This window comes from Paeniglutamicibacter gangotriensis Lz1y (assembly GCF_000348945.1).
In the GTDB taxonomy this organism is placed as follows: Bacteria; Actinomycetota; Actinomycetes; order Actinomycetales; family Micrococcaceae; genus Paeniglutamicibacter; species Paeniglutamicibacter gangotriensis.
On sequence record NZ_AOCK01000005.1, the window covers coordinates 78,182 to 97,885 of the forward strand.

Sequence of the window (19,704 nt, forward strand, 5' to 3'; positions counted from 1 at the left end):
CCAGTGTGCCATGGGGGCCTGACATGGGCGGATTAGGGCTGTCACATGCGCTTTTTCACATGCCGGGTGGCGGGCGCGCTCCACGGGTCCTCGGGCCATGGGTGCTTGGGGTAGCGGCCACGGTTCTCCGCTCGCACCTGGGTGTAGGGCCCCGACCAGAAGGATGCCAGGTCGTCGGTGACGGCCAGCGGGCGCCCGGCCGGGGAGAGCAGGTGGAAGAGCACCGGCACCCGGCCACGCACCAAGGTCGGAGAAAGCGCCAAACCGAAGCATTCCTGCAACTTCACCGCCACCACCGGAGGTGCGGCCGGGTCGGCGACGTCAGGGTAATCAATGCGGATCAGCGAACCACTGGGCACCGCCAGGCGTTCGGGCACCAACGCATCCAGCTCCGTGGCCTCGGGCCAGGGCAGCAACCTGCGCAACGCATCGGTCAACGCCAGGGACCCGGCGGGCTTGCCGCCGGCGAGCGCCTCAAGTTCCGGGGCCAACCACGTCTCTGCACTCTCCAGCAGGGAGGCCTCATCCATGGCCGGCCAGGGGGCACCAAGTTCGCGGTGCAGCAGGGAAAGCCTGTTGCGCAGCAGCGTCGCGGAGGCGGAGAACTTCAGCATGCCCAGTCCTTGCTCCCGCAGTGCCGCCAATACCGCGGCGCGTCCACCGGCGCGGGTGGGCGCCACCGGGGTGCTGGATAGTTCGATGGCGCCGAGCCGGTGGACCCTGCGGGCACTGAGCTTGCCGCGGGCATAGACGGTGCTGGTGTCCTCGGTGTTAAGGTGTGCCGCGGCAAGTAGTGCCGTGTCTTCGTTCAGGGGTGCCGCGGCGCGGATCAATGCCCCGGTTCCTGCGGCATCGCGGCCCGCGGCCCGGGCGACCTCGGCCACGGCGATCCAATCGTGGTGGGCCAGCGGGCTTGAGGCAGGTAAGCCCGCCCGGGTCCCGGAGGCCAGCAGGTAGGTGGTTCCCGACGCGCCGTGGACGCGGCGGGCCACCTGGGCGGGATAGGCCAGCGCTACCACCAGACCCAAGCCGTCGGCGGCGGGTGATGCTGGACGCTGGGTTCCTGCTGATTGTCGGGCGAAACGCTCCAGCCGGGCCGTTTCACGTTTCCATGCTGCGGAGCCGGGGTGCCCGCCCTGGCGCAGCGAAGTCCATAGTGCCCCGAGGTCAGCAGCCTGCGCCCGGTAGTCTCCGGCCAGCAGTGCCACTACTTGCGCGGCCTGTGCGGCTCCCAACAGCCCCGTACCGTCGAGCAGCGCCCTACCCAACCGCGGGTCTGCGGGGATCAAGGCCAGGCGGCGGCCCAACGCGGTGGCGTGCCCGGCATCGTCGATGGCCCCGAGCTGGGCCAACACTGTGGTGGCAGCCTCGAGGCTGGAGACCGGTGGGGCCTCGGGCAGCCGTAGCCCCTGTCCTCCTGGGGAACCCCAGCAGGCCAGCAGCAGGGCCGCGGAGGTCAGGTCCGCCACGCTGATCTCGGCCCGTGGGTGTGCGGGGGCCGCGGCGAAGGTCTTTTCCCCGAAGCAGCGCACCACGGTGCCTGGGCCCTGGCGTGCGGCACGGCCTGCACGCTGGATGCTCGAGGCGCGCGAGGCGGAGACGGTGACCAGCCCGCTCATGGAGCGTGCTGCATCCCGGCGGGGTTCACGGGCCAGACCGGAGTCGATGACCAGGCGCACTCCGGGGACCGTGAGTGAGGATTCGGCCAGTGAGGTGGAGACGATAATGCGCGCAAGCCCGCCGGGTTCCCGTCCGGAGACCGCACGATCCTGCAGGGCCGGGGTGACTTGCCCGTGTAGTTCCAGCACCTCGGTGTCTTGCACCCGGGTGCGGATCTGCGCGGCGACCTCGGCAACTTCCCAGGCCCCCGGCACAAACACCAACGCGTCGATTCCTTGCTCCCGGCCCAGAGCCTCGGTGTGCGCGGCGGCGGCGGTGGCAGCCACATGACTCAGGAAGGTGCGTGAGACCCCGCGGTCGGTCAAGCGCGGTGCCGCGGCAGGCACCCACACGATTTCCAACGGGTGCAGCGCCGCGGGGCAGTCGATGACCGGGGCACTGCCTTCCCCGTTGGCTGACCCCAGCAGGGCCGCGAAGCGCGGCGCATCAAGGGTCGCGGACATCGCCACCAGCATCAGGTCTCCGCGCAGCTCATGGACCTCGCGCAGCAGGCCCAGCAACAGATCGGTTTCCAGCCCGCGTTCATGTACTTCGTCCACGATCACCGCGTCGACGGACTCCAACCCCGGATCCGCTAACAGGCGGCGCAGCAGGATCCCCGGTGTCACAAATTCGACGAGGGTCTCCGGGCCCGCGGTGCTTTCTCCGCGCACCGTGAAGCCCACTCGCTTCGCCGGGGCGCCGGCATCGAGGGAGGACAGCCGGCGGGCCGCGGAACGGGCCGCGACGCGGCGCGGCTGGGTGACCACGATGCGTGCCGGTACCCCGGTACGTGCCGTGATGTGGTTGGCCACCAGCGGCGGAACCAGGGTGGTCTTGCCGGTTCCCGGTGGGGCCTGGATCACCGCGGTGGCGCCGGCGCCCCCGGCCTCGAGCGCCGCGGCAAGCTCGGGCAGCGATTGGGCAAAGACCAGCCCGCGACCGATGGCGCCTAAGTCGAAGTCGTGGATGGGTCGGGGGGTTTCCTGCCGGATCTGCTGCGTGCTCACCTGCCCCATTATCCAGTGTTGCCACTGGGTCTCGGATTTACGAGACTGCTGAAGCCGATGCGCAGCCGGTGACGGAGGCTTTTCTCGGGGCCTTGGGACGCTGGCCGCCATGAGCCCTCCCTATCGGGGCCCGGTGTGGCCCGGGCATACTGGGAGGAACACGCTGCTCACGGCACCGCCACGACCACGAGCCAGGGAGGGCACCATGACTGAACTGCGCGGAACAGAAAATATTCACCGGCCCCATCCGGTGCTGGTGGGTGTTTTCCCGCACCCGCATCCCGAAGTGCTGGCCACTGCCGCCCGAATGGCCGTGGCCCTGGAGCTTGATCTGGTCTGTGCCTACGCCGTCTCTGGTCTGGAGCCATCCGAGTGGACGGCGACGGACAGCATCGATTTTGAAACACTGGACCGCGACGAGCAGCAGGAAATCGGTGCGGTGGCCGTGAACCAGCTGCGCCATGAGCTCGGTGCGGCGTTAGTGGATTCGCCGGTGCGTTGGAGTCTGCGGCTACTGGTGGGAGATCCTGCCGCCGCGCTTGAGGCGTACGCCGTTGAATTGGACGCCTCGATGGTGGTCCTGGGATCTCCCCGGCCGCGGCGCCTGGGCTTCACTTCCACGCGGCTGCGCACCTCGACTTTGGCTAAAGTACTTTCCCGCCGTTCGGTTCCGGTGTTGGTGGTTCCCCCGGTACTGCCGCCCGGGAAATCAGGAAGCAGCATGCTGCCCTGAGCCAAGGGGGGGCTCGTTACGCGGTGGCTCGCAGGAACGGGAGCAACTGCTCCAGGATCGGTTGCGGCGGGAAGAGCGTGCCGCCGTGGGTACGACCTTCCAGTTCGACCAACCGGGCGTGGGGCATCACCGCGGCCATAACCCGTGAGTGGTCGATGCGCGGCCGGTCTCGGGTGCCGGTCATCAGCAGTGTCGGAGTTTTCATCTGCGCCAGCAGCAGCTCGCTCACTGCGCTTCCGGCTTCGGTGGACTCGAAGTAGGCAGCCAAGGCCAGGGCATCGTTGGAGGCGAAGGCCAAACGAGTCGCCGGGTCCAGTTTCCCGCCGTCGGATTCCATGCCGGCAATGAAGGCGTTCATGTCACCCGTCTTCAGGGCCTCGAGGTAGCCTTCGAAGAAAAGCGTGCTGATGTGTTCTGCCTCGATGGCATGGGTCCCTCCCAGCATGGTCAGCGAACGGACCATCGCCGGGTGCTTGATGGCCAGCGACAGTCCCACTCGTGCGCCAAAGGAATAGCCCACCAGGTGCACCGACTCATGCCCGGTGGCTTCGAGCACCGCCAAGACATCCTGGAGCACCAGATCTATGCAATACGAGGCAGGATCATGCGGCTTGTCAGATCGTCCGTGGCCGCGCAGGTCCATCCGAATAGTGTCGAATTCCGGTTCTAGGGCCTTGACGTATCCCAGTCCACGCCAGATCGAACGCGACAGCGCGGAACCGTGCAGCATCAACACCGGTGGGGCCCCTGTATCGCTGGCGTCGAAGTAGATAGTCTGGGCATCAACCGGGTTCACTGCATGGGGCATAGGTACGAGCCTATGACATCGAGCCGGTCTTTTCCCAAGCGAAGGAAGCACCGATGAATGACGATCTGACTCCCGTGGTTATTGGCGGGGCACGCACGCCCTTTGGAAAATTCCGTGGGGCTCTTTCCTCGCTGTCCGCCGTCGAGCTCGGCGCCCACGCGATCACCGCGGCACTTGAGCGCAGCGGAGTTCCAGCAGAGCGCATCAACCACGTCATCATGGGTCAGGTCATCTTGGCCGGCACCGGCCAGGGACCTGCCCGTCAGTCCGCGCTGAAGGCCGGAATCGGCTGGGACGTTCCGACGGTGACCATCAACAAACTCTGTCTCTCCGGGCTGACCGCTGTGATCGATGCGGCCCGGATGATCCGGGCCGGCGAAGCGGATTTCATCGTGGCCGCGGGACAAGAATCCATGTCCAACGCCCCGCATCTGGTCCGCGGGATGCGCACGGGGCTGGCCATGGGAGATAAACCCCTAGAAGATTCGTTGAACCACGATGCCTTGGCCGACCCGTTTACCGGAGAATTGATGGGGTCGGCCACCGAGGCCGGCAACGCGAAGCTGGGCATCGGCCGGGCGGAGCAAGATGAGTATGCGGCCCGCTCGCACCAGCGTGCGGCTGCCTCCGCCCAGCAGTTGGGGGCAGAGATCGCCCCGATCACCATTCCGCAGCGCCGTGGCGAGGATCTCGTGATCAGTGCCGACGAAGGCATCAGGCCAGGCACCACCGCCGAACAGCTGGCCGCACTGCGCCCCGCTTTTTCCAAGGATCCTGCCGCCACCATCACCGCAGGTTCGGCCTCTCCGCTCTCGGACGGGGCCGCAGCGGTGGTCATTTCCTCCAAGGCGGCCGCACGCCGGGCGGGCCTGAGCTGGATGTGTGAGATCGGTGCCCATGGCCAGACGGCCGGGCCCGATGGCCAACTCCATTCCCAGCCGAGCTCCTCGATCCTGGCCGCGCTGGCCAAGGAGGGCCTTGCCGCCGAAGATTTGGATGCCATTGAAATCAATGAGGCCTTCGCCTCCGTGGTCCTACAGTCCGCAGCCAACCTGGGTGTGGATCCCTCGCTGATTAATACCGAGGGCGGCGCCATCGCCATGGGCCACCCGGTGGGGGCCTCGGGCGCCCGATTGGTCCTGCACCAAGCTATGGAGCTGGCCCGGCGCGGCTCCGGGACCGGAGTCGTCTCGTTGTGTGGCGGTGGAGGCCAAGGGGACGCCTTGGTCCTGCGCGCCTAATTTCACACGTGGTTACCGGGCACCATACAGCTGGCGTAAAGGTTTGGTTCCTAGAGTAGTAACTACCTCATGAAGGTGCGAGTGATGAGAGCACCGGTCGGATATAAGGCATTCCCCCAAGCCTTCCGACTGGTGCTCAACCCTTTAAAGCTCGCCCCGAGGTTCGGGTCCGAGTGCCCCTTTCAGCCCTCGACAAGTTCAGAAGTTCGGACCAGACTGAAACAACAGGCCTCACCGGCCCGACGGACCAGATGTTCTACGGATCAAGGAGCACACGTGATGAGCGAGAAACCAGTCGGCAACGACAACGAAGAAGAGACCGCCACGGAACCCGAACAGGTGGCCAGCGAACACGACGAGGCGTTGGTCGAGGAATGGGAAGACGAATCGTTCCCGGCCTCGGATCCGCCCTCAAATTATTGATTCCCTGCTCACTACCTACCTATCCCCAGCCTCCACACAGATTCTCCTCTTAGGCTGAAGAAACCTTCTCAAGGTGCGAGTGATCAGAAGAACCGGTCGCGGCGGAGTTTCACCTCCTTAGCCGTCTCGACCGGTTCTTCACTTTAAGCGGGATCGAAGGCCCCCAACGGCAAATTCTGTTTTCCACTGGATCAGGGCACGTCGGCATGGACTATCTAGGGCATGTGGGACAAGAATGGATGCGGATGAAGCCCTCAAGGCTTCGAAGTATTTCCTCCCCACCCCTCTGTCAGGAGAACACCACCACCATGGCCGAAGAACTCCGTTATGACCCCGTCCCCGATACCCACGCACCCTTCGTGGCGGCCGCGGACCGTTATGCCTCCACCGGGTACCGCCGGGTGGGAAACTCCGGGCTGATCCTGCCCCCGATTTCCCTAGGCCTCTGGTGGAACTTCGGTGACAACCGCCCCTTCGACACCCAGCGCGAGGTCCTGCGCCACGCCTTCGAGCACGGCATCACGCACTTCGATCTAGCCAACAACTACGGCCCGCCCCATGGATCCGCCGAGGAAAACTTCGGCCGGATGATGCGCACCGACTTCAAGGCCTACCGCAACGAACTGATCATCTCGTCGAAGGCCGGCTGGGACATGTGGCCGGGCCCATACGGCATCCTGGGCTCGCGCAAGTACATCATGGCCTCCGCCGACGAGTCCCTGGCCCGCATGAACCTGGACTACGTGGATATCTTCTACTCGCACCGCCCGGACCCGGACACCCCCATCGAGGAAACCATCGGAGCCCTGGACACTCTGGTGCGCCAGGGCAAGGCACTCTACGTCGGGATTTCCTCCTACTCGCCCGAGCGCACGGCACAAGCAGCCCGCGTGGCCAAGGACCTGGGGACCCCGCTGGTCATCCACCAGCCCTCGTACTCCATGCTCAACCGCTGGGTCGAGGACGGGCTGCTGGACACCCTGAGCGAACACGGCATGGGATCGATTGCCTTCACACCGCTGGCCCAGGGGCTGTTGACCAACAAGTATCTCTCCAACGAAGCGGCTGTACCCTCCGGCGGACGCAACTCGCTGCAGGGGCATCTCACCGAGGAGAATCTCTCCAAGGCCCGCGCTCTGGCGCAGGTCGCCGAATCCCGCGGCCAGTCACTGGCCCAGCTGGCCATCGCCTGGTTGCTGCGCGAGGGCGGAGTGACATCCGTGCTGCTGGGTGCTTCTTCGACGGCACAGCTCGATGAAAACCTCGGCGCGCTGGGCAACACCACCTTCAGCACCGAGGAACTGGAAAAGATCGACAGGATCGTTGCCGGCGAAGCGGGGATCGATCACTGGCGCTCCGCCGCAACCAGCTAAACACCGATCCAGACCTCCACGGAACCCTACGGACACTAAATCCGTAGGGTTCCGTCACTTTTGCCACCGATACCGAAGTTCCTCACTAAGCCGACAGCGGATATCCGCACAAAAATCGCGTGACCGGCTTCACAAATCGTCGCATTCACGACATGATGGACGAGTACGTGGCGCGCATCGCAGTTCCCTGCGGAACTCCGCCGCCCCAGCGACTACCAGAAGGAGCATGGCCGTGACCGCCAACGCCCAGACGCCGACCGCCACCGGATACCGAGTCCAAAACCCCGCCACCGGAGCCGTGGAGGAGGAATTCGATACCGCCACCGACGCCGAGATCCAAGACGCGATCACCGCCGCCCAGACCGGATTCCAGGGCTGGAGGAACGTCGACATCAAGGAACGTGCCAAGATCGTTGCCCGCGTCGGTGAGCTCTTCGCCGAACGCGCCGACGAATTAGCCGCGACCATCACCCAGGAAATGGGCAAGCCGCTCTCCGAGTCCAAGGGCGAGGCGGAGTACTGCCAGGAAATTTTTGAATACTTCGCCACCGAAGGGCCAACCTTGGCCGCGGACGCGGAAGTCAAGACCCTCAGTGGCGGCAAGGCCATCATCCAGCGGCTGCCCGTGGGCCCGCTGCTGGGCATCATGCCGTGGAACTACCCGTACTACCAAGTGGCCCGCTTCGCCGCGCCCAACCTGATGCTGGGCAATACCATCGTGCTCAAGCACGCCGAGACCTGCCCACGTTCGGCCTTGGCCATCCAGTCGATCATGGACGATGCCGGGGTGCCGGCTGGTGTGTACAACAACGTCTTCGCCTCGCACGACCAGATCTCCACCATCATCGAGGACCCGCGCATTCAGGGTGTCTCGCTGACCGGCTCCGAGCGTGCCGGGGCCATCATCGGTGAACAGGCCGGACGCAACCTGAAGAAGGCAGTGCTGGAACTGGGCGGTTCGGATCCGTACGTCATCCTGGATTCGGCAAACATCGCCGAGGACGCAGCCACCGCCTGGGCGACCCGCATGGAGAACACGGGCCAGGCCTGCAACTCGAACAAGCGCATGATCGTCATGGAGGACATCTTCGATGACTTCGTGGGCGAGCTGACCAAGCTGGCTATCGATCTGGTTCCGGGCGATCCTGCAAAGGAGGACGAGGGCACCTTCGGTCCGCTTTCTTCCCGCGCCGCCGCCGAGGGCCTTGCAGCCCAGATCCAGGACGCCGTCGACAAGGGCGCCACCGTGCACGCAGGGGGAACCCTGCACGAGGGTCCGGGCGCCTACCTCTCCCCGACGGTGCTCACCGGCATCACTAAGGGCATGCGCGCCTATTACGAGGAGCTCTTCGGCCCGGTTGCCGTCGTCTACAAGGCCACCTCCGATGAGGAAGCCCTGGAGATGGCCAATGACACCCAGTACGGTCTGGGCGGTGCGGTGTTCGCCACCGATCAGGCTCGCGCCGCTAAGGTCGCTTCCGGGCTGGATTCGGGCATGGCCAATGTCAATGTGCCATCTGCCGAGGGCGCAGAAATGCCCTTCGGCGGGGTGAAGCGCTCGGGCTTCGGTCGCGAGCTGGGCCCGTTGGGCATGGAAGAGTTCGTCAACAAGCGTCTCTTCTACGTGGCCGACTAACCACCTGCCGCACGCTGAAACACTCAAAGCGCGGCTGCTTCCATCCCCCGATTCGGGGACGGACGCAGCCGCGCTTTTCTGCTCTCGGAGCTGTTACCGGTCCCGGTCCAACGTGCCGATGGGCTGGTCAGCAGCATTGTAGATCTGCAGGGAATCGGTGCCCAGGGTCGCTGAGGCAGCATCCGCGAGCCAGGTGTCCACGCCCTCGCACAACATCCGGGTTCCGCCCAGCGGGCCGAACTCCAGGGTGTCGCCGGTGCGTTCCCAGCTTCCAATCAGCCGGTTACACCCATCGGTGCCGCTGAGCTTGCCGTCCTGTTCCAAGACCAAGTTGGGTTCGCCGGGTACATCCGAACCCCAGCTACCCACCGGATCCAGTGGCGCATCGCCCGAGGAAGCACAGGCAGTGCTCAGCAGCACGGCGGCCAACACGGCGATCAATGCGGTTTTTTTCATTTTATTTACCCACGTATTCGAAGTGCCAGGCCTCGGCGTACGGCGATCCCTCTTCAAGGTTCTTTCGGTGCACCCAATTGAACTTCTTGGAATGCGTCTTCAGCCATTTGTAATATTTGCCGCGAAAGGAATAATTGTAGGTTTCGGGAGTATCGATCGCCGTGCCCCAGCCATGGTTGGAGGTGCCGGGACGCGCGGCAATATACGGGCCGAGCTCGCCCCAGTAGTAGTCCTGCGTCGCACGGGTCCGGTAGGCCAGGTCGATGTCCATGTTGCGGCCGAACTTCTTCTTGAAGGCGGTGTTCAGCCGGGTCAGGTCCCTCAGCGCGGGGGCCGCGATGAGGGTTTTTTCCTTATCCCAGCCGATGGCCACGAGCATCTTTTCCTGGATTTTACCGTTTGGCTGCGCCTTCAGCGTTTTCGCCCGGTGCTTGCCGGGGTTGGTTGAAGCTCTGGATTTGCGCGCTAACTGGCTGGTCTTCATCCACCCGGTCATGCCCTGGGTGCGTACGAAGACCCAGCCCTTGACGGAACCGGCGGTCTTCTCCGATTTCTTGTCCCGGTACACCACCGAGTTCCGCGGGATATCCCCGACGCGGATCTTGCCCTTGACGCTTTCGTACAGATCCTCGCCGGAGACCTTGGTCCAATATCTATCGGTCAGGCCCGCACGGTTGGTGGTGTATTTTTTGTCGCTGTAGATTTCCCGTCCCGGCTTTTTCGCGACGATCTTCAGGTATTTGCTTTGCACCCATCCGGTCTTTCCGCGACGGGTGATCTGGGCGTATCCCCTCGAAATTCCTTTGACGGTGTAGATACCGTGCTTAGGCACCGTGGCAAGACTCTTGGAAGTGGTGTTGGGCTTCGTCCGCAGGCGCAGTGCGGCGGAGGTCTTGCCCAGATCCCCGCGCATGAGGCTTTTGGGCGCGGCCGTGACCGCGCGCAGGTACGTGTTCGAGGCCCAACCGTTCTTGCCTGCATAGCGCAGCTGGCTCCACCCGGATTTCGTTGAGCTCACCACCAGAGTGGTGCCCTTGGGGATGACGACCAGCTTTTTCCCGACCGTTGACGGCTTGGAGCGCAAGTTCAAATTCGCTGTGGTTTTTACCGACTTGGCCTTGGCGCTCTGAACCTTGGATGAGGGAACCAACGTCGAGGTGATCCCGCCCGGAGCCAAAACTGCATTCCCCACTGGCCGCGGTGCCTCCATGGCCTGAGCCGGAGCCAACGTGGAAACCACGAGGACGGCGCCCAGCACCCACGCTGCGCCACGGCGCTTGATTCCCCAAGAATGCGTCCTTCGGTGTTCATCTTGCATGTTTCCCCCAGCTCACGCGGTTCTACGTCTCCTCCGGACACGGGGTCGAGTGGACACCGCGCGGTTCGCTATTAGACTAACCTTTTTCCTAAGAGGTTAGTCTGGCAGCCGCGCCGCGTCACCAAGTGCGTAGTGTGGTGTTTTTGTCAATTACGAGGAGTCACTGGATGTCAGCCAAATTTGGATTCAAGAGGAAGCCGCGCCAGCGCCCGGCTCTCGAGCCCACCGAGGCTGGTTTGGTCGCTGTCCCGCCGTCCCATAGCGTCCCGGGGATGTGGATCGACCCGTTGGGTCGTGTGGCCACCCGTTCGGTCCAAATGTTGGTAGTTCTGGTGCTTGCCTCGGCGGTGGTCTTCAGCCTGCTGCGATTGAGCCTGATCGCCCTGCCGGTGCTCATTGGGCTGATCCTCTCCTGCGCTTTGTGGCCGTTGGTGCGCCTGCTGCGCAAGGTCATGTCGCCGCTGCTGGCCGCATGGTCCGTATTCCTTGGCTCGTTGCTAGTGCTCGGAGGCATCGGCACCGCACTGGTCTACTCGGTAATCGCCGAATGGCCGGATCTGGTGGACAAGGGCGCCGAGGGCTTTGGAACACTCCAAGAGATGCTCAACCGGCTGCCGTGGAGCGTCTCTGATGACCAGATCGATCAGGCCGTCAGCCAGGTCACAGGCTTCCTGACCAGTTCACAGTTCGGTGCCGGGGCGCTGAGCGGACTATCCGCCGCCGGCAACTTCTTCACCGGTCTGGTGTTGCTGCTGGTGATCTTGTTCTTCTTCCTGAAGGACGGCGACAAGATCTGGGCGTTCTTCCTGTCTTGGATGCCGGACCACCAGATGCATCGTTGGCTGTCCACCGGTGAACGCGCCGTCCAGACGTTGGGCGGTTACATGCGCGGAACCGCGACCATCGCCGCCGTCGATGCCATCGGCATCACCGTCGTGCTGTTGATCTTGCGGGTGCCGCTGGCCATTCCGCTGGGCGTGGTGACGTTCATGGCCTCGTTCATCCCGATGGTAGGTGCGACCTTCGCCGGGATCCTGGCGACCTTGATCGCGTTGGTGACCAACGGTCCCGTGGTGGCCTTGATCGTGTTGGGCGCGGTGATCGTGGTGAATCAGTTGGAAGGCAACTTCCTGCAGCCGGTGGTCATGGCGCACGCATTGAACCTGCACGCACTGGTGATTCTGCTCGCGCTGGCCGCTGGAACCGTGCTCGGAGGCCTGGTGGGCGCCGTGATCGCGGTGCCATTGACCGCCGTGGCGTGGGCGCTGGTGAAGATCTGGTCCGGCCGTGACGTACCTGCGGCCCTCTCCGATGCCGAAACTCGCAAGAGTAAGAAGAAATCGGACGCGCAGCCGAGCGAGGAACAGGTCCTGGCTCATGCCGAGGTCGGTGCCGCCGATGCGGCTAACTCGGTCAACGCCGAACGCGAATCCGTCGCCGGGAACCCGGATTCCACCACCAAGGGACCCCTGAAGTAGGGAACATTTAGAGCAATGGGCCGTGCAAAGCCAACCACCAAGGTTGGCTTTGCACGGTCCGTTGTCGTTAAACGGCAGGTGGTTCAGCCCAGGTGCGTGCTGTGGACCCAGCCTTCAAGCCGGCCGGCCTGGACCTTGGTCCACTGTCCACGGCTGGCCAACACCCGGACTTGTTCCCCTGCCGCAAGCTGGGCCACTACCCGGTAGTTCGCGGATGACCCTCGGTACAGGGTCGTGTCAGAGGTGGTAACCGGCGTGGTGGAGGCCAGATAGCGCAATTGCAATTGGCTCGCCGGGACCCAGCCGGAGTCTTGATCGAGCATGATCCTGCACCACGGCCCTAGTTTCCCGTTGACCCGCACCAGGGTGCCGGCCTGCATGATGCGCAGGACCGGGAACCTGTCCCCTGCGTCCCGGCGGACGTTCAGCCGCACGGTGGTGGTGTATTCGGTCGGAGCCATGGGCTGGATGCCTGTGGCCGGGCGTCGCACGGTGACCCGTGCCAGATAGGCGCTGGGAACCCAGCCGACGTCCTTGCCGGTGGAGAGCTTGGTCCAGGTGCCAACCTCTTCGAGCTTGCGGACCTGGATGTTGGCGCCCAACACCCGCAACACCGAGTAGTTGGTGCCCGAGCCCTTGCGCAGGTTCAAATCAGCGGTGCTGCGATGCGTGGGAACGAAGTCCTCGTCTGGAACCTCCGGGGCGCTGGGTGCACCTGCGGACCGAGAATCGTGTTGCCCAGAGACCGGGCGCACCGGCACCTGGGCGCGAGCACGGGGCGCTTCAAGTTTTTCGAGGCATTGGGTCGGGAGCCAGCCGAAAGCCTGTCCGTGCTGCACGCTGGCCCACAATCCACTCACACGCAGCAGCTGCACCGGGGTGTCGGGTGCCAGCAGGTATTGAGTGGCGTAGTGTCGCCCCGCGCCCTTGCGAAACTTCAATTCGACGGTGGTGCGGTGGCTGGGTCCAGTGAGCCGGTGAGGTTCGGGAAGGTTCTCGGTGCGTGCCGAGTCGAACTTCTTCATCGTTTCCGGCCCGGGGTTGGCGCACTGGGGCCCGGGTTGCACGACGCGAGGCGTGAACGGACGTGGAACACGTTGTTGATGACCTCGCTGGGTAACTCGATGGGATGGGACACGGACGTGTGGAACCAAAACTGCCCCGGGACGCCGACATTCGACGCAGACCGGGGCATGGAAAAGCAGACACGCCTTCCCCTATGGTATTGCACCAACGCCGAAGGCCCCCAGCCAGAAGCCGGGGGCCTTCGTCACATCATTTTTTCAGCGCTGATTAAGCCTGGCGGGAGGCCAGTTCGCTGTCGAGGCGAAGCAGCCCGTTGCCGTCATTGCTGATCATCTTCACGCGGTCGAGAATCTCGCCAACAGTGGCTTCCTCTTCGACCTGTTCCTCGATGAACCAGTTCAGCAGCGGTATCGAATCGATTTCGCCCTCGTTCTGGGCCAGGCGGTAGAGGTCCCGGATCGATTCGGAGACCTTCTTTTCGTGGGCAAGCGAGGCCTCAAAGGCGGCCTCAACTGTGAGCACGGACAAGGCCGGGGCACCGATGGCGCCGATGGCCGGGTGCGCGCCACGGTCGGACATGTGCGTGATGAACTTTTCCGCGTGTTCCACTTCCTCGGCGGCCTGGGCACGGAACCATCCGGCGATGCCTGGCAAGCTGAGCATATCCATTTCGATGGCCAGCTGGCGGTACACCGTCGAGGCTGCAAGTTCCAGGGTGATTTGGTCGTTGAATGCGTCTGCGAGCTTTCCATTGAGTTCCATGGCACTCACGCTACCGACTCTTTCATCCCTTGTCACCGAAGTATGGCCGTACTTACCTCGCGGTAATTATGGCATGATTCGGAGCATTTCGGAGGCAAAGCAAGGTGATGCTCACCTTGGTAGCTGGGCATCAGGGTGTTGATTCTCCGGGTGCAGGTTGCGCGCTGCCGCGTTCGCTTTGTGTGCCGCGGCGACCATTGCTGCCATGATCCAGCTGAAGCCAACAGCCAACATGGCGTAGGCGGGCACCGGACCGCTCACTGATTCAAGGAGTGTTGCAGCCAAGGCCGCCAGGGCGAGCAGAAGCACCGGGGGAAGCATGTGGCACAGCGGGCCGGCCGCGGCATGGTGCCCGGCCCTCCAGCAGTCTTCGCAGTGCATGGTGGAGCTGGTACGGATGCCAATCGCCGGGTTGATATCGTATTTTCCGCGCTCGACCGCGCCGTTGATCGCCGCTACCGACCAAGCGAACAGCGCCACCAGCGGAGCCATGACCAGCACCGTGATCTGGTGTTCGCTCACCTATCGGCGCCCAATTCATCGGTGTGCATCTTGGCCAGCATGGTGTTTCCGTCACGCATTCCTAGCAACAGGCCAACGAGCATCACGAGAACGCCCAGCATCAGGGAAACCGGCTGAAGGTAGTCCAGGCTCGGGGCCAGCAGCGCGGCGACGCCGCCTGCTGCGATGATCACCGCGGCGGCCACGCAGCCGATAATGCCTTTGTGGGAGGCTGCGTGGTGTCCCAGCAACCAGCATTCATCGCAGTGCGAGAAGCTAGCGGTGCGGATCCCAATCCAGGCGTTTCGCTTAAGCTGCCCGGTGCCAGCAGCCTTCATCGACCAGGCCAGCCCTGCCATGATCAGCACCAGGAAAAGGCTCGTGATCAATTCGGTTAATGCCTCGCCATTCATTCCTGCTCTTTCCTACGGTTCGGATGCCTACATTTGGCCCCGAGGGGCGGGGTTTAGCCACTGAGTCCGGCGCGGCGCAGGGCCTCGGCCATAGCGGTGTGGCCGCCAGCAGCCTTGGCTACCGGCGTTGCTGCCGGTTTGGCTCCCCGCTGCTTTGTCGGTGTCTGGCGCGGGCCACGTGGTCCGCGCTCGACCTTCTCCGCCTTGGCACCGGGCTCGTCATCCAGACGCAACGTGAGGGAAATGCGTTTGCGTGCCGGATCCACTTCCAGGACCTTGACCTTGACCACTTGTCCGGAGGTGACGATCTCGCGCGGATCAGAAATGAATTTGTTGCTCATGGCCGAGACATGCACCAAACCGTCCTGGTGCACTCCCACATCCACGAACGCGCCGAAGGCAGCCACGTTGGAAACTGTCCCTTCAAGGATCATGCCGACTTCCAAGTCGCCGATCTTCTCCACGCCCTCCTTCAGGTTTGCGGTTTTGAAGTCGGGGCGCGGGTCGCGGGCCGGGCGCACCAGCTCGGCGATTACGTCCTTGACGGTGGGCAGACCGAACTGTTCGGTGACGAAGTCAGTGGCGTTCAACGACCCCACCGAGGTGTTCGCCGCGGTGGCGGCCTTGAGCAGGGCCTCGGCGAGCCCGTAGGCCTCGGGGTGCACGGCCGAGGCGTCAAGCGGTTGTTTGCCGCCGGTGATGCGCAGGAAGCCTGCGCACTGCTCGAACGCCTTGGCTCCCAGTCGCGGGACCTTCAACAGTGCCTTGCGGCTGATGAACGGACCGTTGGTGTTGCGGTGCTCGACGATATTGCGGCTGAGCAACGACCCAACGCCAGCGACCCGGGCCAACAATGCTGGGGATGCGGTGTTCACATCCACGCCCACGGCGTTCACGCAGTCCTCGACCACCGCATCGAGCGACCGGTCAAGCTTTGCCGGGGTCAGATCGTGTTGGTACTGGCCCACTCCGATGGATTTGGGCTCGATCTTCACTAGCTCGGCCAGCGGGTCCTGCAACCGGCGGGCGATCGACACCGCCCCTCGGATCGAAACGTCTAAGTCTGGCAGTTCGGCGCTGGCCAGTGCCGATGCCGAATACACCGAGGCGCCAGCCTCCGAGACAATGACCTTTGCGGGCTTGTTGGTCAGCTTGGTTATCACTTCTCCGGCCAGTTTGTCGGTTTCCCGGCTGGCGGTTCCGTTGCCCACGGCGATCAATTCGGTGCCGTGCTTGGCGGCCAGAGCCACCAACGTGTCAACGGACTGCGACCACTTGTTGGCCGGGGCGTGCGGGTAGATCGTGGCGATGTCCACCACCTTGCCCGTCGCATCCACCACGGCGACCTTCACCCCGGTACGCAGCCCAGGATCCAGGCCAAGCACCGCGCGGTTCCCTGCCGGTGCGGCCAGCAGTACATCGCGAAGGTTCGCGGCGAAGACCTTCACGCTGGCTTCCTCCGCGGCCTCGAACAACCGTGTGCGCAAATCAGATTCGAGCCGTGCGAGCAGGCGCCCGCGCCAAGCCAAGCGCACGGTCTGGGCCAACCATTTCCCGGCCGGGGCATCGGCGGCCGCGGTGATGCCCAGGGATTTGGCCACTGCGGCCTCATAGGTGGCACGGGCTTCTGCCAGTCCCGCATCGTCGCGCGGATCTGCCTCGGCCAGTTCAAGGTTCAGCACTCCCTCCCGTTCCCCGCGCAGCAGCGCCAGGATCCGGTGCGAGGGCTGGGTGGCCACTGGCTGGACGAAGTCCTCGTAGTCGGAGAACTTGGCGGCTTCCGCCGCTGGGGCCCCTGCCATGGTCCGGGAGGCGATCTTGCCGCGGGTCCAGAGCCGCTCACGCAATTCTGAGACCAGTACCGCGTCCTGCGAGGCGCGTTCGGTGAGGATGGCACGGGCCCCGGCCAAGGCTTCGCTGGCGGCGTTGATCTCGTGTTCGGGGCTCAGGAAGGCTGCTCCGAGCGTCTCGGGGTCTTGGGAGGGATCGGCGATCAGTGAGTCCGCCAACGGTTCGAGTCCCGCCTCCCGGGCGATCTGCGCCTTGGTGCGTCGCTTGGACTTGTAGGGCAGGTAGAGGTCTTCGAGCTCGGCCTTCGTGGTGGCAGCCCCGATGACCGTGGCCAACTCCTCGGTGAGTTTGCCTGCCTCATCGATGGCTTTAAGGATGGTTGCACGGCGTTCCTCGAGTTCGCGCAAGTAGCGCAGCCGTTCCTCGAGCATCCGCAGTTGCGTATCGTCGAGGGTCCCGGTGACTTCTTTGCGGTACCTGGCAATGAAGGGAACGGTCGATCCGGCATCAAGCAACTCGACGGCGGCTTTCACCTGCCATGGAGCGACGCTTGCCCCGGCTACCGATAGTTCTGCGGCGATGGTCTGGATTATTCTGCTCTGGCTCACCCACCCTAGTTTGCCGCATGGACCCCACACCTTGCATCCACCGGGACCCGGATCCGGGTGTGTCGCTCCCGCGGCGTTCATATGGTTGGGCAACGGGATCCACCGGTGCTAGGTTGGGCCAAGGACTCGACACGGGGTGCCGCCTGGCGGCTGAGAGTTAGACCCGTTGAACCTGATCTCGATAATCCGAGCGAAGGGATGCCGGTCCGGCATGGCCCCTGGTCGTACCCCGATTCCGGGGCGCCCGTGAGCGGGTTCAATGGCATCCTTTCGCCCAACCGAAGGATGCCTCAAAATGCTTATCAAGGACCAAATCGTACTGGTAACAGGTGCCGGCCGAGGGCTGGGCAGCGAACTGGCACGGGCTTTTGCGCGCGAAGGCGCGCGCCTGGTGCTGAACTACCGATCCAGCGAATCCACGGCGCGGGACCTTGTTGCCGAAATCGGTGCCGACCGTGCTCTCGCCCTCCGTGCCGACGTCGCTGATGCCGGGCAGGTCGCCGCGCTGGTGGCCACTGCAACTGAACACTTTGGCACCCCGATCACCACGGTGATCAACAATGCCCTTCCTGATTTTTCCTTCAACGGTGATGCCCGTGCCAAGGCCGAGGGAATCGATTACACGCAATTCGGTGCACAATTCACCGGAGTCATCGGAGGTGCCCTGAACACCATCCAGGCAACGATCCCGGGCATGAAGGAAGCGGGCTTCGGCAACATCGTGAACATCGGCACCAACCTCTTCCAGAACCCCGTGGTCCCGTACCACGACTACACGGCGGCCAAGGCGGCGTTGCTGTCTTTGACCCGCACCTTCGCAGCGGACCTCGGCCCGGAGAACATCCGAGTCAACATGATTTCCGGTGGCCTGCTGCGCACCACCGATGCCTCGGCCGCCACCCCGGAAGAGGTCTTCGAGCTGATCGCTGGCTCCACTCCCCTGCGCCGGGTTACCTCCCCCGCCGAGTTTGCCGACGCGGCACTGCTCTTTGCGTCGCCATGGTCGCGTGCGGTGACGGGACAGAACCTGGTGGTCGACGGCGGACTAGTGATGAACTAGACGGGAGGGTAAACAGCCATGAACAGCACACGTCAATTGCATCTAAATGCCTTCATCTATGGGGCAGGGCACCACACCATGGGCTGGCGCCACCCCGATTCCAGTGCCAACCGTGTCGGAGACATCGCCTACTACGAGGAACTTGCCCGGCTGGCCGAACATGGTTGCTTCGACGCGGTCTTCTTCGCCGATGGCCAAAGCGTCAACCACGAATATGCTGCCGGCATCCCCTGGTTCCTGGAGCCGGTGACGGCGCTCAGTGCCATGGCTCGGGCCACCAGCAACATCGGGCTGGTCACTACTATTTCGGCCAGCTTCTACAGCCCGTTCCACGCCGCCAGATTGTTGGCCTCGCTTGATCACATCAGTTCCGGACGCGCGGGGATCAACGTGGTGACTTCCATGTTTGATGCCGAGGCCCGCAACCATTCCATGGATGCCCTGCCCGGGCATGCGCAACGCTACGAACGAGCCGAGGAATTCGTTGAAGCGATGCAGGGGTTGTGGGATTCGTGGTCGGATTCGGCGCTGCCCGTCGACCGCGAGGCCGGCAGCTATCTTGACCCCACGCAGATTCGCCCCATCAACCACCGCGGGAAGCATTTCTCGGTGGCAGGCCCGCTGAGTGTCCCGCGGTGTCCACAGGGGCGTCCGGTGCTCTTCCAGGCTGGCTCCTCCGAAGCCGGCCGGTCCTTTGCCGCTCGGCATGCCGAAGCCATCTACTCGGTGTCCTGGGACCTGGAATCGGCTCTGGAGTATGCGGTCGACCTCCGAGCGCGGATTGATGATGTCGGAAGGGCGGGGACACAGGTCCCCATCCTTCCGGGGCTGGTCGCCTACATCGGGGCCACACGAGCCGAAGCCCTAGGCAAGAAGGAAGCCTTGGATTCCTACCTGGATTTTGACTCTGCCATTAAGCAGCTCAATATGTTTACCGGACAGGACTACTCCTCGCATCCATTGGGGGCGCTGGTTGCTCCGCTGCCGCCGGTCTCTGAGTTCTCCGGACCGCAGGGCCGCTACCTCACGGTGCAGCGCATCATCGAGACCAAGCAACCCACGCTGCGAGAGTTGTTAGGATTCCTGGCGGCAGGTGGCGGACATGCCACGATGATCGGCACCCCGACGGAGATCGCCGATGAAATCGAGCAATGGTTCCTGGCCGGTGCCTGCGACGGCTTCAACCTCATGTGTCCCAGTTTTCCCGCGGGTTTGGAAGACTTCGTGGATCTGGTCGTGCCCATCCTGCAGGAACGTGGCCTGTTCCGCACCGCGTACCCGGGGCAAACTCTGCGCGATTCCTTGGGCCTGACCAGGCCGGAGCGGTTGGACTCGGCGATGGTTCGCGGTTAGGTGTGCCCATGCTCCGAGGGGAGGCACCGGGTTTTCCCAGTGTTCTCCCTTCGGT

The 19,704-nt window shown here is 63.9% G+C and carries 17 protein-coding genes and 1 riboswitch; of the genes, 8 read left to right on the plus strand and 9 right to left on the minus strand.

Annotated elements, in window-relative coordinates; all coding sequences use genetic code 11:
* Window positions 1-41: 41 nt before the first annotated feature.
* Window positions 42-2,678, minus strand: a complete 2,637-nt coding sequence (gene hrpB / locus ADIAG_RS09520) for an ATP-dependent helicase HrpB (protein WP_152426112.1) — start codon at window positions 2,676-2,678, stop codon at window positions 42-44.
* 196 nt (window positions 2,679-2,874) lie between these two features.
* Here hrpB and ADIAG_RS09525 point away from each other — a divergent pair, with 196 nt between their 5' ends.
* On the plus strand, window positions 2,875-3,402 hold the full coding sequence (locus ADIAG_RS09525) for a universal stress protein (protein ID WP_007271138.1): 528 nt from the start codon (window positions 2,875-2,877) through the stop codon (window positions 3,400-3,402).
* Between the two features lie 16 nt (window positions 3,403-3,418).
* Here ADIAG_RS09525 and ADIAG_RS09530 read toward each other — a convergent pair whose 3' ends face one another.
* A complete protein-coding gene (locus ADIAG_RS09530) occupies window positions 3,419-4,210 on the minus strand; it encodes an alpha/beta fold hydrolase (RefSeq protein ID WP_007271139.1) in 792 nt (263 codons plus the stop codon).
* Between the two features lie 53 nt (window positions 4,211-4,263).
* Between ADIAG_RS09530 and ADIAG_RS09535 the strand changes: the two genes are divergently transcribed.
* The 4 genes from ADIAG_RS09535 (at window position 4,264) to ADIAG_RS09545 (ending at window position 8,883) form a co-directional block, all read left to right on the plus strand.
* On the plus strand, window positions 4,264-5,451 hold the full coding sequence (locus ADIAG_RS09535) for an acetyl-CoA C-acetyltransferase (protein ID WP_007271140.1): 1,188 nt from the start codon (window positions 4,264-4,266) through the stop codon (window positions 5,449-5,451).
* Window positions 5,452-5,730: 279 nt separating this feature from the next.
* Entirely contained in the window at window positions 5,731-5,874 is a 144-nt protein-coding gene (locus ADIAG_RS21855; RefSeq protein ID WP_007271141.1) for a hypothetical protein, read from the plus strand.
* A 308-nt stretch (window positions 5,875-6,182) separates the two neighbouring features.
* Window positions 6,183-7,247: an aldo/keto reductase gene (locus ADIAG_RS09540; protein WP_007271142.1), complete on the plus strand. Its 1,065-nt coding sequence runs from the start codon at window positions 6,183-6,185 to the stop codon at window positions 7,245-7,247.
* Between the two features lie 226 nt (window positions 7,248-7,473).
* Entirely contained in the window at window positions 7,474-8,883 is a 1,410-nt protein-coding gene (locus tag ADIAG_RS09545) for an NAD-dependent succinate-semialdehyde dehydrogenase (RefSeq protein ID WP_043474347.1), read from the plus strand.
* A gap of 93 nt (window positions 8,884-8,976) precedes the next feature.
* Here ADIAG_RS09545 and ADIAG_RS09550 read toward each other — a convergent pair whose 3' ends face one another.
* Together ADIAG_RS09550 and ADIAG_RS09555 are read right to left on the minus strand one after the other, a co-directional pair.
* Window positions 8,977-9,339 (minus strand): META domain-containing protein, encoded by a 363-nt coding sequence (locus tag ADIAG_RS09550; RefSeq protein ID WP_007271144.1) that lies wholly within the window; start codon window positions 9,337-9,339, stop codon window positions 8,977-8,979.
* Window position 9,340: 1 nt separating this feature from the next.
* A complete protein-coding gene (locus ADIAG_RS09555; protein WP_007271145.1) occupies window positions 9,341-10,657 on the minus strand; it encodes an SH3 domain-containing protein in 1,317 nt (438 codons plus the stop codon).
* Window positions 10,658-10,824: 167 nt separating this feature from the next.
* Between ADIAG_RS09555 and ADIAG_RS09560 the strand changes: the two genes are divergently transcribed.
* A complete protein-coding gene (locus ADIAG_RS09560; protein ID WP_007271146.1) occupies window positions 10,825-12,135 on the plus strand; it encodes an AI-2E family transporter in 1,311 nt (436 codons plus the stop codon).
* Between the two features lie 83 nt (window positions 12,136-12,218).
* Here the strand turns inward: ADIAG_RS09560 and ADIAG_RS09565 are convergent, their stop codons facing one another.
* The 5 genes from ADIAG_RS09565 to ADIAG_RS09585 form a co-directional block, all read right to left on the minus strand.
* Window positions 12,219-13,160 (minus strand): SH3 domain-containing protein, encoded by a 942-nt coding sequence (locus ADIAG_RS09565; protein WP_007271147.1) that lies wholly within the window; start codon window positions 13,158-13,160, stop codon window positions 12,219-12,221.
* A 268-nt stretch (window positions 13,161-13,428) separates the two neighbouring features.
* A complete protein-coding gene (locus ADIAG_RS09570) occupies window positions 13,429-13,923 on the minus strand; it encodes a ferritin (RefSeq protein ID WP_007271148.1) in 495 nt (164 codons plus the stop codon).
* Window positions 13,924-14,034: 111 nt separating this feature from the next.
* On the minus strand, window positions 14,035-14,445 hold the full coding sequence (locus tag ADIAG_RS09575) for an SdpI family protein (RefSeq protein ID WP_007271149.1): 411 nt from the start codon (window positions 14,443-14,445) through the stop codon (window positions 14,035-14,037).
* Complete coding sequence (locus ADIAG_RS09580; protein WP_007271150.1) at window positions 14,442-14,837, minus strand: SdpI family protein; 396 nt, start codon at window positions 14,835-14,837, stop codon at window positions 14,442-14,444. Before ADIAG_RS09580 ends, ADIAG_RS09575 begins: the two co-directional genes overlap by 4 nt.
* A gap of 53 nt (window positions 14,838-14,890) precedes the next feature.
* The gene (locus ADIAG_RS09585; RefSeq protein WP_007271151.1) at window positions 14,891-17,317 is read right to left on the minus strand and encodes a Tex family protein; all 2,427 of its coding nucleotides are present in this window, start codon (window positions 17,315-17,317) and stop codon (window positions 14,891-14,893) included.
* A 41-nt stretch (window positions 17,318-17,358) separates the two neighbouring features.
* Window positions 17,359-17,452, plus strand: a riboswitch (TPP riboswitch).
* Window positions 17,453-17,531: 79 nt separating this feature from the next.
* On the opposite strand from ADIAG_RS09585, the gene ADIAG_RS09590 reads away from it, so the two are divergent.
* Window positions 17,532-18,296, plus strand: coding sequence for a 3-oxoacyl-ACP reductase (locus ADIAG_RS09590; protein ID WP_007271152.1), 765 nt, complete (start codon window positions 17,532-17,534; stop codon window positions 18,294-18,296).
* 18 nt (window positions 18,297-18,314) lie between these two features.
* On the plus strand, window positions 18,315-19,649 hold the full coding sequence (locus tag ADIAG_RS09595) for an LLM class flavin-dependent oxidoreductase (RefSeq protein WP_007271153.1): 1,335 nt from the start codon (window positions 18,315-18,317) through the stop codon (window positions 19,647-19,649).
* Window positions 19,650-19,704 lie beyond the last annotated feature (55 nt).

Excerpts from the sequence above, each read along its gene's own strand:
- ADIAG_RS09540 (WP_007271142.1), top strand. The coding sequence starts at position 6,183 with ATGGCCGAAGAACTCCGTTATGACCCCGTCCCCGATACCCACGCACCC.
- ADIAG_RS09590 (WP_007271152.1), top strand. The coding sequence starts at position 17,532 with ATGCTTATCAAGGACCAAATCGTACTGGTAACAGGTGCCGGCCGAGGG.
- ADIAG_RS09535 (WP_007271140.1), top strand. The coding sequence starts at position 4,264 with ATGAATGACGATCTGACTCCCGTGGTTATTGGCGGGGCACGCACGCCC.
- ADIAG_RS09525 (WP_007271138.1), top strand. The coding sequence starts at position 2,875 with ATGACTGAACTGCGCGGAACAGAAAATATTCACCGGCCCCATCCGGTG.
- ADIAG_RS09550 (WP_007271144.1), bottom strand. The coding sequence starts at position 9,339 with ATGAAAAAAACCGCATTGATCGCCGTGTTGGCCGCCGTGCTGCTGAGC.
- ADIAG_RS09570 (WP_007271148.1), bottom strand. The coding sequence starts at position 13,923 with ATGGAACTCAATGGAAAGCTCGCAGACGCATTCAACGACCAAATCACC.
- ADIAG_RS09530 (WP_007271139.1), bottom strand. The coding sequence starts at position 4,210 with ATGCCCCATGCAGTGAACCCGGTTGATGCCCAGACTATCTACTTCGAC.
- hrpB (WP_152426112.1), bottom strand. The coding sequence starts at position 2,678 with ATGGGGCAGGTGAGCACGCAGCAGATCCGGCAGGAAACCCCCCGACCC.
- ADIAG_RS09545 (WP_043474347.1), top strand. The coding sequence starts at position 7,474 with ATGGCCGTGACCGCCAACGCCCAGACGCCGACCGCCACCGGATACCGA.
- ADIAG_RS09560 (WP_007271146.1), top strand. The coding sequence starts at position 10,825 with ATGTCAGCCAAATTTGGATTCAAGAGGAAGCCGCGCCAGCGCCCGGCT.
- ADIAG_RS09595 (WP_007271153.1), top strand. The coding sequence starts at position 18,315 with ATGAACAGCACACGTCAATTGCATCTAAATGCCTTCATCTATGGGGCA.
- ADIAG_RS21855 (WP_007271141.1), top strand. The coding sequence starts at position 5,731 with ATGAGCGAGAAACCAGTCGGCAACGACAACGAAGAAGAGACCGCCACG.
- ADIAG_RS09580 (WP_007271150.1), bottom strand. The coding sequence starts at position 14,837 with ATGAATGGCGAGGCATTAACCGAATTGATCACGAGCCTTTTCCTGGTG.
- ADIAG_RS09555 (WP_007271145.1), bottom strand. The coding sequence starts at position 10,657 with ATGCAAGATGAACACCGAAGGACGCATTCTTGGGGAATCAAGCGCCGT.
- ADIAG_RS09585 (WP_007271151.1), bottom strand. The coding sequence starts at position 17,317 with ATGAACGCCGCGGGAGCGACACACCCGGATCCGGGTCCCGGTGGATGC.
- ADIAG_RS09565 (WP_007271147.1), bottom strand. The coding sequence starts at position 13,160 with ATGAAGAAGTTCGACTCGGCACGCACCGAGAACCTTCCCGAACCTCAC.